The sequence below is a fragment of the Xylophilus sp. Leaf220 genome, assembly GCF_001421705.1.
GTDB lineage: Bacteria > Pseudomonadota > Gammaproteobacteria > Burkholderiales > Burkholderiaceae_C > Xylophilus.
Genome location: NZ_LMKO01000014.1, coordinates 1 through 16,794 on the forward strand (window position 1 = coordinate 1; position 16,794 = coordinate 16,794).

A 16,794-nucleotide genomic window follows, 5' to 3' on the forward strand; every position below is an offset into this window, starting at 1 on the left:
GCTGGTGCTTGATTCGGCTTGACGCGAACCATAGAACCTCAGACATGCGCGGCCCTTTTTCCGCCTGCCGCTGCGCTCCTCGGCGCATCCCGAGGGGCACGGGAGCGGGGTCCGTCGGCTGCTGCCGGCTTCGCGGCAGTTACGCCGGGGGCGCAAGGCAGGGCGGTGTCTTGGTCCCGGTTGGGCGGATTCTTGAATGGAATGTGCCGGTAGCCGGCTCGGGGTGCCGGCTTCTAGCTACTATTTTTGTAGCGTCCGCGCAGGTCGGCTGCGCGACTGCCGGCCGACAGCTCCTACTGCGGCTGGAATCCCGAAGACTTGATGATCCGTCCCCAGGCCTGCGTATAGGCTTTCTCCCGCGCAGCGAACGCCGCCTGCGGCATGTACTGCACCGCCAACCCCAGCCCGGTGAAACGGTCCCGCACCTCCGGCTGCGCCAGCACCTGTGCCAGCGAGGCCGAGAACTTGTCGATCACCGCCTGCGGCGTTCCGGCCGGTGCGAACACGCCGTAGTACGGCATGTCCTCGAGGCCCGGCAGACCCAGTTCGGCGAAGGTGGGCACGTCGGGCAGCAAGGCCTGGCGCTTGTCGCCCACCACCGCGACGATGCGCAGCTTGCCGGCCTTCTGGTTCTCGATGAAATCGGGCACCGAGCCGATGCCGGCCGCGATCTGGCCGCCCAGCATGTCGGCCAGCATCGGGGCGCTGCCGCGGTAGGGCACCGACTGCAGGTCCAGCTTGTAGGTGTCGGCCGCCAGCTTCACCATGAACTCGGGCGTGCTGGCCGGCGCCGGGATGCCGACGCTGCTCTTGCCGCCCTGGGCCTTCACCCACGCGACGTATTCGGTGAAGGTCTTGGCGGGCGTGTTGCCCGATACGGCCAGTGCGTTGGCGAAGGTGGCGAAGCCCGCCACCGGCACGAAGTCCTTCGCCGGGTCGAAGCCCGGGCTCTTCACCACCTGGGGCAGCACCGAGATGGTGTGGTCGTGCGTCACGAAGAACACGTGGCCGTCGGCCGGGGCGGCCTTCAGGGCCTGCGCGGCGATCTGGCCGCCGGCGCCGGCGCGGTTCTCGACGATCACCGGGCTGCCGAGCAGCGGGCCCATCTTCTCGGCCAGGGTGCGGGCGATGGCGTCGGTGCCGCCGCCGGGCGGGAATCCCACCAGCAGGCGGACAGGGGTCTGGGCCTGCGCCAGGCCGCCCGTCAGGCAGCAGGCGGCCAGCGCGAGTGCGCCGAGCAGGGGGCGCACCAGGGCGCGTCGTTGCGGAGAGAACATGCGGGAGCTCCAGAAGGTGGAAAGGGGCAGGGTGGCCCAGGCGTGCAATTTTGATGCCGCGGCCGTGCGGCGCGGCAGGTGGAAAACACTGTCTTGCGCCGTGGCCGCGGCCGGCCGGTACCGCCGCGGCCTGCACCGGCCGGTGCAGGCGCTTGAATCGCCTGCGCCCAGCCCCATCTGCCGCGGTAACCGGAGGTTTTTACTTTCATGCGACAAGACAAGCTCACCACCAAGTTCCAGGAAGCCCTGGCCGACGCCCAAAGCCTGGCCCTGGCCCACGACAACGCCTACATCGAGCCGGTGCACCTGCTGGCCGCGATGCTGCGGCAGGACGACGGCCCGCGCGCGCTGCTGCAGCGCGCGGGCGTCAACCTGGCCGGGCTCGCCGCCGGGTCCGACACGGCGATCAAGAAGCTGCCGCAGGTCCAGGGCCAGGACGTGAGCCTGGGCCGCGACCTGGGCAGCCTGATGCAGGCGACCGAGCGGGAAGCCTTGAAGCGCGGCGACCAGTTCATCGCCGGCGAGCTGTTCCTGCTGGCGCTGGCCGATGCCAAGGGCGACATCGGCGACCTGGCGCGCGCCAACGGCCTGACGCGCAAGAGCCTCGAATCTGCGATCGACGCGGTGCGCGGTGGCCAGAGCGTCGACAACGCCGATGCCGAGGGCCAGCGCGAGGCTCTGAAGAAGTACACCCTCGACCTGACCGAGCGCGCCCGCATCGGCAAGCTCGACCCGGTGATCGGCCGCGACGACGAGATCCGCCGCGCCATCCAGGTGCTGCAGCGGCGCAGCAAGAACAACCCCGTCCTGATCGGCGAGCCGGGCGTCGGCAAGACCGCGATCGTCGAAGGCCTGGCCCAGCGCATCGTCGCCGGCGAGGTGCCCGATTCGCTGAAGGGCAAGCGGGTGCTGTCGCTCGACATGGCAGCGCTGCTGGCCGGCGCCAAGTACCGCGGCGAATTCGAGGAGCGGCTGAAGGGCGTGCTGAAGGAACTGGCCAAGGACGAGGGCCAGACCATCGTCTTCATCGACGAGCTGCACACCATGGTCGGTGCCGGCAAGGGCGAGGGCGCGATGGACGCGGGCAATATGCTCAAGCCCGCGCTCGCCCGCGGCGAGCTGCACTGCGTGGGCGCCACCACGCTCGACGAGTACCGCAAGTTCATCGAGAAGGACGCCGCGCTGGAGCGCCGCTTCCAGAAGATCCTGGTGGGCGAGCCGAGCGTCGAGGCGACCATCGCCATCCTGCGCGGCCTGCAGGAGAAGTACGAGGCCCACCACGGCGTGCAGATCACCGACCCGGCGATCGTCGCCGCGGCGGAACTCTCGGACCGCTACATCACCGACCGCTTCCTGCCGGACAAGGCGATCGATCTGATCGACGAGGCCGCGGCCAAGATCAAGATCGAGATGGACTCGAAGCCCGAGGTGATGGACCGCCTCGACCGCCGGCTGATCCAGCTGCAGATCGAGCGCGAGGCGGTGCGCCGCGAGAAGGACGAGTCGTCGCAGAAGCGCTTCGGCCTGATCGAGGAAGAGATCGGCAAGCTGCAGAAGGAGATCGCCGATTTCGACGAGATCTGGCAGGCCGAGAAGGCCGAGGCGCTGGGCTCCAAGGACGTGATGGAGGAGATCGACCGCACCCGCTTCCAGATCGCCGAGTACACCCGCGAGGGCAATTTCGACAAGGCGGCCGAGCTGCAGTACGGCAAGCTGCCCGAGCTGGAAAAGCGCCTGAAGGCGGCGGAAGAGGGCGGCGAGCCGGCGAGCGGCGGCGCGCCCCAGCCGCACAGGCTGCTGCGCACCCAGGTCGGCGCCGAGGAAATCGCCGAGGTGGTGTCGCGGGCCACCGGCATTCCGGTCAGCAAGATGCTGCAGGGCGAGCGCGAGAAGCTGCTGCAGATGGAGGACAAGCTGCACGAGCGGGTGGTGGGCCAGGACGAGGCGATCGGCGCGGTGGCCAACGCGATCCGCCGCTCGCGCTCGGGCCTGTCGGACCCGAACCGGCCGACCGGCAGCTTCCTGTTCCTGGGCCCCACCGGCGTCGGCAAAACCGAGCTGTGCAAGGCGCTGGCAGGCTTCCTGTTCGACAGCGAAGACCACCTGATCCGCATCGACATGAGCGAGTTCATGGAGAAGCATTCGGTCGCCCGGCTGATCGGCGCGCCGCCCGGGTACGTGGGCTACGAAGAGGGCGGCTACCTGACCGAGGCGGTGCGGCGCAAGCCCTACAGCGTGCTGCTGCTCGACGAGGTGGAGAAGGCGCATCCGGACGTCTTCAACATCCTGCTGCAGGTGCTCGACGACGGGCGGCTGACCGACGGCCAAGGACGCACGGTCAACTTCAAGAACACGGTGATTGTAATGACCAGCAACATCGGCTCGCCGATCATCCAGGCGATGGTGGGCCAGCCGAGCGAGGACATCAAGGAAGCCGTGTGGGACGAGCTGAAGAACCACTTCCGGCCCGAGTTCCTGAACCGGATCGACGAGACGGTGGTGTTCCACGCACTCGATGCGAAGAACATCGAATCGATCGCGGCGATCCAGCTGAAGACGCTGGAGCAGCGGCTGGCCAAGCTCGACCTGGTGCTGCAGGTGTCGCCCGCGGCGCTGGCCGAGATCGCGAAGGTGGGCTTCGATCCCGTATTCGGCGCACGGCCATTGAAGCGCGCGATCCAGCAAAGGATCGAAAATCCTTTGTCGAAGCTGCTGCTGGAAGGCCGGTTCGCTCCGAAGGACACGATCCCGGTCGATGTGGATCCGGTGTTGAACCCCGGGGTCTTCGTCTTCGGTTGACGCCCGCCCGGCGTGCACCTGTGTCTGCGCCGGGCCTGCTTCCTTCGGGCAGGTTCCGGCCGCGCACCAGGTGGCTTACGGGGCGTAGGCCACGCTCCTCCTCTTTGCAAGGGAACGACAGGTTTGGAAAACTTCATCGCGGGCGTCGTCCGTTTTCTGCTGCGGCTGGCGCTGGTCGCCATGGCCGCCGTGCTGGCCGTGTGCCTGCTGTTCATGGTGGCGGTGCTGCTGTCGGTCTGGGGCGTGCGCCGGGTCTGGGCGCGCATCACCGGCAAGCCGGTGCCGGCGTGGCACATGGGGTTCGATCCCGGGGCGCGGTTCAGGCAGGCCTACAGCACGGCGGGGCAGTGGTCGCCTCGTGGGGCGGCTGCGCGCAAGGACGTGGTGGACGCGGAGGTGACCGATGTGGAGGCGCGGGAGTTGCCGGGGCGGCGGTAGGTTTTTGCGTTGCGTTGCATTGTTGCGCTTCGGTCGGGCGCATTGGGGTCGTGCGGGGGCCGGGAGCGCCGGGTGGTCCCCTCCGCGAATGTCCCCCGCCTTCGGCTCCTCCTTTATTTCGCTGCGGGGACCACCCGACGCTCCCGGCCCTGGGCAACGTGTATTGGGCGGGTCGTATCTGTGTGGCGTGACCTTGGAGGCTGCTGTCGAGATCGGGGGGGCGTCCGATCTTGACTTTGCGGGACGGATGCGTTTTGCGCCTTGCAGCGGCAGGTGGCGCCGCTGGATCGGCGATGCGTCGCAATCGGGTGGCTGGGGAAGGCGGGCGGCGGCACAGTAAAGGGGTCGAAACCTCTTCGGGCCTCTTCCATGCAGCTCACACCGCTGATCGCCGTCCACATGACGGCCGCCCTGCTCGTCGTCGTGACCGGGCCCGTCGCTCTGTGGGCGCGCAAGGGGCGCATCCAGCGTCCGCGGCTGCACCGGGCCTTCGGGTACGCCTGGGTTACGCTGATGGTCGTCACGGCCGGCACGGCGATGTTCATCCGCGATTTCGATTTGCCCAACATCGCGGGCTTCACGCCCATCCACCTGCTGGTCGGGCTCACCGCGCTCTCGCTGTTCGGTGCGTTCCGGGCCCTGGCGCAGGGCGATATCGGCAAGCACCGGCGGTACATGCAGCGGCTGTACATCGCTGCCTGCATCGTCGCCGGACTCTTCACCCTGCTGCCCCAGCGTTACCTGGGCGGACTCATCTGGGGCCGGTGGCTGGGCCTGCTCTGATCCGGCACGCCTCAACGGATCGCGCCGACGGCGTGCTCTGCGCAGCGACATGAAGGAGGAGGCCGCAGGCCGGGGGACAGTCGCGGAGCAGAGTACGCCGTCGGCGCGATCTCCCGCAACGCCTGCCTGCACCGCTGAGCAGGTGCCCGCCAAATCCCGGCGCCAGATGCTATGAAAATAGTAGCTGGTAGCCGGCGCCACACGCCGGCCACCGCCACTTTTGCTTCAAATTCAGGCTGGCGACCTCAGCCGATGGTCGCCAGCGCCGCCCCTGCCGCCTGGTAGCTGCCGGTGGCGGCCGTCAGGGCGATGCGCCCGCTGCGGTGGGCCAGCACCTGCATCTCCATCTTCATCGCCTCCATCACCGCGACCAGGTCGCCCTCGGCCACGGTGTCGCCGTCGGCCACCTTCCAGGCGTGCAGGTTGCCGGCGGCGGGGGCGTACACGGTGCGCGGGTCCTTCTCGGGGGCGGCGTCGATGGGGGCCGCGGCTGCGCTGCCGCCGGCTGCGCCCTGCAGGCCGCGCAGCAGCGCCACCGGCAGACCGACCATCACGCGGCGGCCGTCGATCTCCATCGGCACGCGGTGCAGGGCGGTGTCGGCCTCGGGCTCGGCGCGGGCGGCGGCGGCCAGGGTGGCGGCGAAGTCGGTCTCGATCCAGCGGGTGTGGACCTTGAAGCCGTCGTCGCCGATGAAGTCGGGGTGGTCCAGCACCGCGCGGTGGAAGGGCAGTACCGAGGCCACGCCTTCGATGGTGAACTCCTTGAGCGCCCGGCGCGCGCGGGCCAGCGCCTGCGTGCGGGTGGCGCCGGTGACGATCAGCTTGGCCATCAGCGAGTCGAAGTTGCCCGGCACGGTCGAGCCCGATGCCACGCCGCTGTCGAGCCGCACGCCCGGGCCCGAGGGCGGCGAGAAGGCGACGACCGGCCCGGGCGTGGGCAGGAAGCCGCGGCCCACGTCCTCGGCGTTGATCCGGAACTCGATGCTGTGGCCGCGCGGCGCGCTGCCGTCTTCCGCGGGCAGCGCGTGGCCGTCGGCGATGCGCAGCTGCTCCACCACCAGGTCGATGCCGGTGGTCTGCTCGGTCACCGTGTGCTCCACCTGCAGGCGGGTGTTGACCTCCAGGAACGAGATGGCGCCGGTGCCGCTCAGCAGGAACTCGACCGTGCCGGCACTGGTGTAGCCGGCCTCTGCGCAGATGTCGTGCGCGGCCTGGTGGATGCGGGCGCGCTGGTCGTCGCTGAGGAAGGGGGCTGGGGCTTCCTCCACCAGCTTCTGGTTGCGCCGCTGCAGGGAGCAGTCGCGGGTGCCCAATACGCGCACCGTGCCGTGGGTGTCGGCCAGCACCTGCGCCTCGATGTGGCGGGGCTTGTCGAGGAACTGCTCGACGAAGCATTCGCCGCGGCCGAAGGCGGTGACCGCCTCGCGCACGGCCGAGGCGTACAGCTCGGCCACCTCGTCCATCCGCCAGGCCACCTTCATGCCGCGGCCGCCGCCGCCGAAGGCCGCCTTGATGATGATCGGCAGGCCGTGCCGCTCGGCGAAGGCCAGCACCTCGCCCGCGTCCTGTGCCGGCTCCGACATGCCGGCCACCAGCGGCGCGCCCACCTGCAGCGCGATCTTGCGCGCCTCGACCTTGTCGCCCAGCCGGGCGATGGCCGCGGGCGACGGGCCGATCCAGGCCAGGCCCGCATCGACCACCGCCTGCGCGAAGGCCGCGCTCTCCGACAGGAAGCCGTAGCCCGGGTGCACCGCATCGGCGCCGCTGCGGCGGGCGACGGCCAGCAGCTTCTCGACGTGCAGGTAGGTGTCGGCCGGCCGGTCGCCGTCGAGCCCGTAGGCCTCGTCGGCCATGCGGGTGTGCAGCGCACCCAGGTCGGCGTCGGCATAGACGGCGACCGACTGCACGCCGTAGTCGGCACAGGCGCGCGCGATGCGCACGGCGATCTCGCCGCGGTTGGCGATCAGGACTTTCTTCATGGTGCGGCCTCCGGTGATGCGTGCGGGCGTCGTGCGGCGAGATCGCCGCGGCCTGCTGCGCAGGCACGGCGTTGTGGTGAAACGTCTGCTGCGCAGCCGTTTTCGCCGCGGTTGGCGATCAGGACTTTTTTCATGGTCATCTTGGTCGAGGAAAGAGGTCGTGCCATCAGGTGGTAGGAACGGTCGTGGGTGCGAACGGGCCCACTGCCCGGAACCGCACCCGCGCGTTCACCGGGATCTGCCCCGCGCGGTCCAGGTGGTGGGGGGCCACCGCGCCGATCACCGGGTAGCCGCCGGTCAGCGGGTGGTCGGCCAGGAACAGCACCGGCTGGCCGCTGGCGGGGACCTGGATCGCGCCGAGGGCGGTGCCCTCGCTCGGCAGCTCGCGGGTGACGGCGCGCTCCAGCGGCGTGTCGCCCGCCAGGCGGATGCCGACGCGGTTGGACTGGGGCGTCACCGTCCACTCCTGGCGGCAGAGCAGGTCGACCGCGGCGGGCGTGAACCAGTCGGTGCGCGGGCCCAGCACGATGTCGAGCTCGACCACCGCACCCGGCCGCGGCAGGTCGGCGGGCGGCACCTCTTCCACGCCGACGACCGCGCCGCGCGCGACCGGGTGCAGCGGCAGCAGGTCGCCGGCGGCCAGCGCCGGCGGGCCGACGCGGGCCAGGGTGTCGGTGGAGCGACTGCCGAGCACCGGTGCGACGGCGAAGCCGCCGCGCGCCGCCACATAGCAGCGCATGCCGGCCTGTGGCTCGCCCACTGTGAGCGTGTCGCCATCGGCCAGCGCGACCGGGCGGTAGCGGGCGGCCGGCCAGCGGCGGCCGGCGGCATCGACCACCGCCAGCGGTGCGTCGGCACCGGTGACGGCCACGACGGTCTCGCCGCGGCTGCGCAATTGCAAACCGCCGTTGACCGTCTCCAGGCAGGCGCTGTCCGACGGGTTGCCCACCAGCCGGTTGGCCGACTTGAGCGCGGCCTGGTCCATCGCGCCCGAGGCCGAGACGCCCTGGCCGGCCTGGCCGTGGCGGCCCCGGTCCTGGAACAGGGTCTGCAGGCCGGGGGCGACCACTTCGAGCGCGGGCGTGTCGGTGTCTGCCGAAATCCTGGCCGGCGTCGGGGCCGCCTGCGCGGCGGCGGGTGCTGCCCACTGCGCGCGCTCGGCCGCGGGCAGCGTGGCGATGTCCACGAACTGCACCCTGAAGCCCGGCTGCAGCAGGGCCGGCACCGCGCGGGCGATATCCCACATCGCCACCGGGGTGGTGCCGATGATCTGCCAGCCGCCGGGGCTGGCCTGCGGGTACACGCCGCTGAAGCTGCCGGCCAGGCCCACCGCGCCGGCGGGGATGCGGGTGCGCGGCGTCTTGCGGCGCGGCGTGTCGTCGAAGCTCGGGTCGCCGCCGGTGAGGTAGGCGAAGCCGGGCGCGAAGCCGGTGAAGGCGACAGAGTAGACGCTGGCGGTGTGGCGGCGCACCAGCTCCTCGGGCGCGATGCCCATCAGCGTGGCGACCTCGGCGATGTCCTCGCCGTCGTAGTGCACCGGGATCCGCACCAGGGTGCCGTCGCGGACCGCGCGGGCGCTCACGTCGCGGCGGCCGATCGCCTGCACCAGCGATTCCATCGTGCAGGCGGCGGGCCGGAACGAGACGAGCAGGGTACGGGCCGCGGGCACCAGCTCCTCGATGCCGGCGATCGGGTCGGCCTTCAGCGAATCGAGCAGCGCCAGCGTCTGCGCCAGGTCGTCGAGCTCGACCATCAGCGCGCCGTGGTTGACCGGCAGGAACCGCATCATGGCGTGGCGGCGGCAGAGGCCGCGGCACCTGCGGACCCGGCGAAGGGCGCGATGGTGACGCCGGCCTGCGTCAGTCGCGCGCGCACCTGGCGGGCGATCTCGACCGCGCCGGGGCTGTCGCCGTGCACGCAGATCGAATCGGCCTGCAGCCGCACGGTGCTTCCGTCGATGGCCTCGACCGTGCCGTCCTGCACCAGGCGCAGCATGCGGTCGGCGATCAGGGCGGTGTCGTGCAGCACCGCCCCCGTTTCGCGCCGGGAGACGAGGGCGCCGGCGGGCGTGTAGGCCCGGTCGGCGAAGGCCTCGGCCACCACCGCCAGGCCGGCGTCCCGCGCCCAGCCGATCAGCGGCGAGCCGGCGAGGGCGACCAGCACCAGGCCTGGATCGATCGCGCGGATCGCGGCGATCACGTCCTGCGCCTGGCGGGCGTCGTGGGCGATGGTGTTGTAGAGCGCGCCGTGCGGCTTGACGTAGCGCACCGTGGTGCCGGCCGCGGCGGCCAGGCCCTGCAGCGCGCCGATCTGGTAGATGACGCCCGCGACCAGGTCGGCGCTTTCGATGTCCATGTTGCGGCGGCCGAAGCCGGCCAGGTCGGGATACGAAACATGGGCGCCCACCGCGACCTGGTTGGCCGCGGCCTGGCGCACGGTGCGCAGCACGCCGGCCGGGTCGCCTGCATGGAAGCCGCAGGCCACGTTGGCGCTGCTGACGATGCCGAGCATGGCGGCGTCGTCGCCCATGCGCCATGCGCCGAAGCTCTCGCCCAGGTCGCTGTTCAGGTCCATTTGCATCTGTGTTCTCCTGAGGTGTGGGGAAGGGGTGCGGTCAATGCAGGGCGCCGCCGGTTACGCGCACGTCGTGCTGCACCGTGAGCGCGGTCGCGATCACGCATTGCAAGCCCTGGGCCTGCGACGCGAGCGCCATGCTGGGCGCGCCGGGATGGCGCGCCGCCTGCTCCGGCAGCCAGGGAAGGTGCACGAAGCCGCCGCGCACCGGCGTGCCGCCCGCGGGCCGCTGCGCCAGCCGGTGCATCAGCCCGTAGAAGACGTGGTTGCAGACGAAGGTGCCGGCGGTGTTCGACACGCTGGCCGGCAGGCCGGCGGCGCGCAGGTCGCGCACGATGGCCTTGATCGGCAGGGTCGAGAAATACGCCGCCGGCGCGCCCGCGACCACCGGCGCGTCGACCGGCTGGCGGCCGGCGTTGTCGGGGATGCGGGCGTCGTCGATGTTGATCGCCACCCGCTCGGGCGAGATCTCGGTACGGCCGCCGGCCAGGCCGATGCAGACGACCAGCACCGGCCGCCAGCGGGCGATGGCCGCGTCCAGCGCTTCCAGCGCATCGCCGAAGACGCAGGGCAACTGCACGCCGCGCACCGTGGCGCCGCCGTGCTGCCAGCCGTCGAGCATGCGGGCCACCTCCCACGAGGGATTGACCGGGTCGGTGTCGAAGGGCTCGAAGCCGGCGAGCAGCACGTTGGGGGAATCGGACGAATCGGTCACGGGCGAACCTTTCTTTCTGCCTTGCTCAGCGGAACATCAGGAAGTTGAGCAGGAACACGTTGACGACGAGCAGCGTGAGCGCGGTCGGGATCTGCGCGCGGATCACCGCATTCTTGTCGGGCAGTTCCAGCAGCGCCGCCGGCACGATGTTGAAGTTGGCCGCCATCGGCGTCAGCAGCGTGCCGCAGTAGCCCGAGAGCATCCCGACCGCCGCCATCACCGCCGGATCGCCGTGGTACACGCCCACCAGGATCGGCACGCCCACGCCGCCGGTCATCACCGGGAACGCGGCGAAGCCGTTGCCCATGATGACGGTGAAGAGCGCCATGCCGATCACATACACCACCACCGCGACGAAGCGCAGGTCCATGTTGATGTAGGTGGTGGTGACGTGCGCCACCGCCTTGCCCACGCCGGCATCGGAGAACACCAGGCCCAGCATGCCCAGCATCTGCGGCAGCACCAGGGCCCAGCCCAGCGCGTCGGTCAGGCGGCGCGATTCGCGCAGGCCCTGCACCGGCGTCTCCCGCGTCAGCCAGCAGGCCAGCGCCAATGACAGCACGCAGCCCACGCCCAGGCTCACCAGCGTGGTGTTCTTCGGGTCGAGCAGCGGCGTGCCGCCGACCACCAGGTGCTTGGCCGACAGCGTGCCGACCATGGTGATCAGCGGAATCGCCAGGGCGGGGATGAAGAGCCTGTTGCCCAGCCGGCGTGCGCTGGCCAGGTACTCCTGGTCGGTGCGCGGCGTGTGCCGGCCGGAGCCGACGCCGCCAAAGCCGGCGATCAGCGCCATCACCACGGCGCCCACGCCCACCCACAGGGGCGGCACCCGGTCGCCGACGAGGAACACCAGGGCGTATAGGCCCCAGAAGAGGCCGCTGGAGAAGCGGCGCGGGTTGGTCTTGTCGGCCAGGGTCATCGCGGCGGTGACCGCGAGCACGAAGCCGACCAGGTAGTACAGGTGCTGGATGGTGAGCGTCATGGTGTCAGGCTCCGGTGCGCGGCAGGATGGCGGCCGCATCGGCGGCCTTCTCGCGGGCGATGTCGCGCTCCAGCGCGGCGTCGAGGCGGTAGAGGCGCCAGCCGTGGATCAGGAAGGCGCAGACGGCCGTCGGAATGCCCCACAGCGCGACGTGGATCGGCTCCACCTCGATGCCCGCCTCGCGCAGGAAAGTGGTCATCAGCACGATCGCGCCGAACGCCACGAAGATGTCCTGGCCGAAGAAGAGGCCCACGTTGTCGGTCGCGGCCGAGAAGGCGCGCAGCTTGTGGCGCACCTTGTCCGACAGCGTGCCGTGGCGCGCCTCGGCCGCGCCCTCGGCCATCGGCGCCAGCAGCGGCCGCACCATCTGCGGATGGCCGCCCAGGCTGGTCAGGCCGATGGCGGCGGTCAGCTGGCGCGCCGCCAGGTAGACGATCAGCAGGCGGCCGGCGGTGGCCGAGCGGATGCTGCCGATCCAGTTCTGCGCGTGCTGGCGCAGCCCGTGCCGCTCCAGCAGGCCGATCACCGCCAGCGGCAGCAGGATGATCAGCGGCAGGTTGCGGGTCTTGATGAACCCGGTGCCGATGGCGGCCAGGATCCGGTCGAGCGGGAACCCGGCGGCGAAGGCGGTGGCGATCGCGGTGACGATCACCACAAGCATCGGGTTGAAGCGCAGGACGAACCCCGCGACGATGACGGCCACCCCGACGAGGGGCCACAGATTGACTTCACTGACCATGATGATCCTTGGTTTGAGACGCGGTGACGGTGCCCTGGCTGCGGCGCTGCCGGTGCCGTGCAGTACGCAAATTGCATGCCATGTGGTTCTACAAAGATTTCAGAATTGTTGAACAATAAAAAATGCTTGATGGGGCGAAATGCGCCTGTTTGTGCGGCAGGGTCGGGATTTTGCCCAGCATTGGGGCGTTCCCTGTCCCGGTACAAACCCGCGGTACCCGGCGCCGCTGCGGGGCCGATCTGCTACAAACCCCGCATCGTTGCGGCATCCGTCCCGGGTCCGCACCGGCGCCGAGGCGGCGCACTCCCACCAGGCCAGCATGTCGACCGAAACCCCTTCCAGCGCGCAGACCCTCAACGACCGCACGGCCGAGCTGATCCGCCAGAAGATCGTCAAGGGGGAGTTCTCGCCCGGCCAGCGGTTGTCGGAAGCGGCATTGAGCGAAAGCCTGGACATCTCGCGCAACACCTTGCGCGAGGTGTTCCGCATCCTCACCAAGGAGGGGCTGGTGCGGCATGCGCCCAACCGCGGCGTGTCGGTGGCGATCCCCAGCATCGCGACCATCATCGACATCTACCGGGTGCGCCGGCTGATCGAGTGCCAGGCCCTGGCCCAGGCCTACCCGCGGCACCCGGCCCGCAAGCACATGCGCCAGGCGGTCGATACCGCGCTGCAGTGCCGCGCCGCGGGCGACTGGCAGGGCGTGGGCACCGCCAACATGGAGTTCCACATGGCGATCGTGGAGCTGGCCGACAGCGAGCGGCTCGACACCATGTTCTCCCACGTGCTGGCCGAGCTGCGGCTGGCCTTCGGCATGCTGAACGACCCGGAGTTCCTGCATGCGCCCTACGTCGACATGAACGTGAAGATCGTCGAACTGTTCGAGGCCGGCAAGCTGCAGGAGAGCGCGGCGATGCTGGCCGACTACCTGGTGAATTCCGAGCGCATCGTGCTGGCGGTGTACGCCCGTCGCATCTCGGATACCGGCGGCTTCGACAAGTAGCGGCGCGGCCCCGCGCGGCCCTACACTGCGCCTTTTCCCCTCGCCCTGGAGAAGGTGACCGCCATGCTCGAAATGCGCCCCGGATGCGAATGCTGCGACCGCGACCTGCCGCCCGATGCGCCCGGTGCGCGCATCTGCTCGTTCGAATGCACCTTCTGCGACGACTGCGCCGAGCAGCGCCTGGCGGGCACCTGCCCCAACTGCGGCGGCGTGCTGGTCGCCCGCCCGCCGCGGCCCACGGCCAAGCTGGCCCGCAACCCGGCCTCGACCACCCGCGTCTTCCAGCCGCAGGGCTGCGCCGCCGCGGCCTGATCCGCTTTCCTCCATCTCCGATCCCATCCCACCGCACACCATGAGCGCACAAGAACCCTCCATCGTCTACGGCACCGAAGACCTGCTGATCAGCCTCTGCAACTCGGTGACGCGGGTGCTCAGCGTGGCCACCGGCAAGCCGATCCACTATTCGGGCATGGTGCAGCGCATCAGCAAGACCTGCCTGCGGCCCGACATCGGCTGCTTCGTGCTGTTCGACGGCGGTTTCTCGGGGCTGGTGATCATCAACTTCTCGAAAGAGGCGGCGATGGAGATCTACCAGAGCTACCTGCTCAGCATGGGCATGGGGCAGGAGGACCTGGCCAGCTCCTACACCTCGGACGAGGTGAGCAACGTGATGGGCGAGCTGATGAACCAGGTGGTGGGCGACTTCACCGGCAAGGTGCGGCGCGAGCTGCAGACCCACATCACCCAGAACCAGCCCAAGATGCTGGCGCTCAGCAAGCAGGTGATGCTGAGCGTGGACGCCAACCTCGACAAGCCCGAGGCGCGGCGCGTGACGTTCTACACCGCCAGCAACCACATCTTCTACCTGGAGCTGGCGATCGACCACACCGAGTTCATCAAGCTCTACGACTTCGAGCCGCAGGAAACGCCCGACCCGGACGCACTGATCGCACAGGCCAACGGCCCGCAATCCACCGCGGCCCCGGCCCCCGCGCCGGCACCGTCGCCCTCGGGCGATTCCGATACCGACGACCTGCTCAAGTCGCTCGGCATGTAGCGCGGCCGGCGGGCCGCCGCATAGACTCGGCCCATGAACGTGCGTTTTCTCGAGGCTTTCGTGTGGGTCGCCCGGCTGGGCAGCTTCAAGGGTGCGGCCGAGAAGCTGCACACCACGCAGGCCGGCATCTCCAGCCGCATCTCCACGCTGGAAGAGCAGTTCGGCGTGCGGCTCTTCGAGCGCGAGCACCGGGTCGTCACGCTCACCTACCAGGGCTCGCAACTGCTGCCCTATGCCGAGCGCATGGTCGAGCTGCAGGGCCGCATGCTGGGCGCGGTGGGGCAGACTGGCAACCTCTCGGGCGTGCTGCGCATCGGCGTGATCGAGACGGTGGTGCACACCTGGCTGCCCGACCTGCTGACGCGGTTCGCCGAGCGCTACCCCAACGTCACGCTGGAGCTGGTCTCCGACATCACGCCGCGGCTGCGCGACGAGTTGCTGCGCGGCACGCTCGACTGCGCGATGACCTCCGAGGAAATCACGCCGGGCTTCGTCGACAACCACCGGCTGGCCCAGTGCGCGATGCGCTGGACGGCCAGCCCCGCGATGGCGCACTGCCTGCCGCCCGGGCCGCTGGGCTTCGCCGACATCGCCAAGCATCCGATCATCTCGTTCCACCGCGAGTCGAGCGTCTACCGCAACATCGCGCAGCACACCGCCGACAGCCCCGACCTGCGGGTGAACTACTTCTCGTCCTTGGGTGCGATGGTGGGCCTGGTGCGCACCGGTTTCGGCATCGCGCTGCTGCCGGCCGCGGTGATCCAGCAAGAGCTGGCGCAGGGCCTGCTGGTGCTGCTGCCGGTGTCGCCGCTGCCCGCCGTGCTGCCCCTGGTCGCCAGCGTGCGGATGGAGCCGGCCTCGCCGCTGGCCGAGGCGCTGGTGGCGATGTCGCGCGACATCTGCCAGGCCTTCATGCAGCGCAGCCGCGCCGACGCGTTCGTGCCGTAGCCGGCATCAGCCCCTGTTCATTTCGCCTTGGCGACCTTGGCGCCGATCTGTAGCGCCACGCCCATCGACGCATCCGGGTAGCGCCGGTTCATCGCGGCGACCAGCGTGCCCCCCGACAGGGCGTTGCGCCCTCCTTTGGCGCGCAGGGAATGCGGAGGCGGTGCATCACGAAAAGTGATCGAAGCAGGTAGAAATTTCCCGTTTGACCCCACGACGGTCCGCATCAACACTGCGGCCTATGTCGATCCCCCACACTGGCAAACGCCACCGCGAATTCTTCCGCCTGCAGCTCGACGCCGCGGGCGCCGACTGGTCGCCCGTGCCCAGCGCCACCGGCCTCATCGAAGAGCAACTGCTGAACGACGACCTCGATGTGCAGCGCCGCAGCGGCAGCCGCACCCGGCTCGCCCGCTGGCAGCCCGGCACGGTGATCGACCGGCCAGTGGTGCACGACTTTCATGAAGAGGTGCTGGTGCTGCAGGGCGCTTTGGTGGTCGGCTGCGACGCCGAAGGCCACGGCGGCGAGGCCTTCGCCGCGCCCACCTTCGCCTGCCGGCCGCCGGGCGCGGTGCATGGCCCGTTCGCATCGCCGCAGGGCTGCGTGCTGCTCGAATTCCAGTACTTCGCATGAACGCCTGTCCGACACCGCAAGCGCTGCCCGCCACCGTTGACAACCGCGCGGCCGCGGCCCGCGCCGCGATCCGCAGCGGCCGCCACACCGGCCACACCGCCGGCATGGCCCCCGGCCACGTGCAGGGCAACCTGATGGTCCTGCCGCAGGCGCTGGCCGAGGACTTTCTGCGTTTCTGCCAACGCAACCCACGCTCCTGTCCGCTGCTGGCGGTGTCGGAGCCGGGCGATCCGGCGCTGCCGCTGCTGGGTGCGGGCATCGACATCCGGCACGACGTGCCGCGCTACCGCGTCTGGCGCGACGGGGTGCTGGTCGACGAGCCGACCGACATCGCGGCGGTGTGGCGGGACGACATGGTCAGCTTCGTGATCGGCTGCTCGTTCTCTTTCGAGCATGCGCTGCTGGAGGCCGGCGTGCCGCTGCGCCACGTGGCCGAGCAGCGCAACGTGGCGATGTACCGCACCAGCGTGCCGACGGTGCCGGCCGGCCCTTTCCACGGCCCGATGGTGGTGTCGATGCGGCCGATGTCGCCGGCCCATGCGATCCGCGCGGTGCAGGTCACCTCGCGCTATCCGGCGGCCCACGGCGCGCCGGTGCACATCGGCCTGCCGGCGCAGATCGGCATCGCCGACCTGGCCCGGCCCGACTTTGGCGACGCGGTGGAGATCCGCGACGACGAGCTGCCGGTGTTCTGGGCCTGCGGCGTCACCCCCCAGGCCGTCGCGATGGCCGCGCGGCCGCCGCTCTGCATCACCCATGCGCCCGGCTGCATGCTGGTCACGGACTTGCTCGACCGGGACGTGGCGAGCTTCTGAGCCGCGCCGCGCCCGACCCGCCTTTTCACTTTCCGCCCCCCAAGCCTTTCTGGA

At 70.3% G+C, this 16,794-nt stretch carries 18 protein-coding genes; 9 read left to right on the forward strand and 9 right to left on the reverse strand.

Annotated elements, in window-relative coordinates:
* Positions 1–293: 293 nt before the first annotated feature.
* Entirely contained in the window at positions 294–1,277 is a 984-nt protein-coding gene (locus tag ASE76_RS11510) for a Bug family tripartite tricarboxylate transporter substrate binding protein (RefSeq protein WP_055839421.1), read from the reverse strand.
* Positions 1,278–1,484: 207 nt separating this feature from the next.
* Here ASE76_RS11510 and clpB point away from each other — a divergent pair, with 207 nt between their 5' ends.
* The 3 genes from clpB (at position 1,485) to ASE76_RS11525 (ending at position 5,297) form a co-directional block, all read left to right on the forward strand.
* Positions 1,485–4,076 carry an ATP-dependent chaperone ClpB gene (gene clpB, locus ASE76_RS11515; RefSeq protein ID WP_055839424.1) on the forward strand — a complete coding sequence of 864 codons (2,592 nt, stop codon included), beginning with the start codon at positions 1,485–1,487 and terminating at the stop codon, positions 4,074–4,076.
* 123 nt (positions 4,077–4,199) lie between these two features.
* On the forward strand, positions 4,200–4,514 hold the full coding sequence (locus ASE76_RS11520) for a hypothetical protein (RefSeq protein WP_055839428.1): 315 nt from the start codon (positions 4,200–4,202) through the stop codon (positions 4,512–4,514).
* A 369-nt stretch (positions 4,515–4,883) separates the two neighbouring features.
* Positions 4,884–5,297, forward strand: coding sequence for a DUF2306 domain-containing protein (locus ASE76_RS11525; RefSeq protein WP_055839429.1), 414 nt, complete (start codon positions 4,884–4,886; stop codon positions 5,295–5,297).
* Positions 5,298–5,542: 245 nt separating this feature from the next.
* Here ASE76_RS11525 and ASE76_RS11530 read toward each other — a convergent pair whose 3' ends face one another.
* Genes ASE76_RS11530 through ASE76_RS11555 form a run of 7 tightly spaced genes read right to left on the reverse strand, consistent with a single transcriptional unit; the run spans position 5,543 to position 12,286 of the window.
* Complete coding sequence (locus tag ASE76_RS11530) at positions 5,543–7,276, reverse strand: biotin carboxylase N-terminal domain-containing protein (protein WP_055839434.1); 1,734 nt, start codon at positions 7,274–7,276, stop codon at positions 5,543–5,545.
* Positions 7,273–7,410: a hypothetical protein gene (locus ASE76_RS20585; protein WP_156362681.1), complete on the reverse strand. Its 138-nt coding sequence runs from the start codon at positions 7,408–7,410 to the stop codon at positions 7,273–7,275. The genes ASE76_RS11530 and ASE76_RS20585 overlap by 4 nt, the downstream gene beginning before the upstream one ends.
* Positions 7,411–7,442: 32 nt before the next feature.
* Entirely contained in the window at positions 7,443–9,062 is a 1,620-nt protein-coding gene (locus ASE76_RS11535) for an urea amidolyase family protein (protein WP_055839489.1), read from the reverse strand.
* Positions 9,062–9,856, reverse strand: a complete 795-nt coding sequence (locus tag ASE76_RS11540) for a LamB/YcsF family protein (RefSeq protein ID WP_055839437.1) — start codon at positions 9,854–9,856, stop codon at positions 9,062–9,064. Before ASE76_RS11540 ends, ASE76_RS11535 begins: the two co-directional genes overlap by 1 nt.
* Before the next feature lie 34 nt (positions 9,857–9,890).
* Positions 9,891–10,565 (reverse strand): pyroglutamyl-peptidase I, encoded by a 675-nt coding sequence (pcp, locus tag ASE76_RS11545; protein WP_055839439.1) that lies wholly within the window; start codon positions 10,563–10,565, stop codon positions 9,891–9,893.
* 25 nt (positions 10,566–10,590) lie between these two features.
* Entirely contained in the window at positions 10,591–11,547 is a 957-nt protein-coding gene (locus ASE76_RS11550) for a DUF979 domain-containing protein (protein ID WP_055839442.1), read from the reverse strand.
* 4 nt (positions 11,548–11,551) lie between these two features.
* The gene (locus ASE76_RS11555) at positions 11,552–12,286 is read right to left on the reverse strand and encodes a DUF969 domain-containing protein (RefSeq protein WP_055839445.1); all 735 of its coding nucleotides are present in this window, start codon (positions 12,284–12,286) and stop codon (positions 11,552–11,554) included.
* 319 nt (positions 12,287–12,605) lie between these two features.
* Here ASE76_RS11555 and ASE76_RS11560 point away from each other — a divergent pair, with 319 nt between their 5' ends.
* The 4 genes from ASE76_RS11560 to ASE76_RS11575 all read left to right on the forward strand — a co-directional run bounded on the left by ASE76_RS11560 (position 12,606) and on the right by ASE76_RS11575 (position 15,294).
* Positions 12,606–13,289: a GntR family transcriptional regulator gene (locus ASE76_RS11560; protein WP_055839492.1), complete on the forward strand. Its 684-nt coding sequence runs from the start codon at positions 12,606–12,608 to the stop codon at positions 13,287–13,289.
* Between the two features lie 63 nt (positions 13,290–13,352).
* Positions 13,353–13,601, forward strand: a complete 249-nt coding sequence (locus ASE76_RS11565) for a DUF1272 domain-containing protein (RefSeq protein WP_055839447.1) — start codon at positions 13,353–13,355, stop codon at positions 13,599–13,601.
* 40 nt (positions 13,602–13,641) lie between these two features.
* Positions 13,642–14,346 (forward strand): DUF3334 family protein, encoded by a 705-nt coding sequence (locus ASE76_RS11570; RefSeq protein ID WP_055839449.1) that lies wholly within the window; start codon positions 13,642–13,644, stop codon positions 14,344–14,346.
* A 33-nt stretch (positions 14,347–14,379) separates the two neighbouring features.
* On the forward strand, positions 14,380–15,294 hold the full coding sequence (locus ASE76_RS11575) for a LysR family transcriptional regulator (RefSeq protein WP_055839452.1): 915 nt from the start codon (positions 14,380–14,382) through the stop codon (positions 15,292–15,294).
* A gap of 17 nt (positions 15,295–15,311) precedes the next feature.
* Here ASE76_RS11575 and ASE76_RS21180 read toward each other — a convergent pair whose 3' ends face one another.
* Complete coding sequence (locus tag ASE76_RS21180; RefSeq protein ID WP_236698416.1) at positions 15,312–15,518, reverse strand: hypothetical protein; 207 nt, start codon at positions 15,516–15,518, stop codon at positions 15,312–15,314.
* Between the two features lie 14 nt (positions 15,519–15,532).
* On the opposite strand from ASE76_RS21180, the gene ASE76_RS11580 reads away from it, so the two are divergent.
* Both ASE76_RS11580 and ASE76_RS11585 read left to right on the forward strand, forming a co-directional pair.
* Positions 15,533–15,925: a cupin domain-containing protein gene (locus ASE76_RS11580; RefSeq protein WP_055839457.1), complete on the forward strand. Its 393-nt coding sequence runs from the start codon at positions 15,533–15,535 to the stop codon at positions 15,923–15,925.
* Positions 15,922–16,740: a putative hydro-lyase gene (locus tag ASE76_RS11585; protein WP_055839460.1), complete on the forward strand. Its 819-nt coding sequence runs from the start codon at positions 15,922–15,924 to the stop codon at positions 16,738–16,740. The genes ASE76_RS11580 and ASE76_RS11585 overlap by 4 nt, the downstream gene beginning before the upstream one ends.
* The last annotated feature ends 54 nt before the right edge of the window (positions 16,741–16,794 follow it).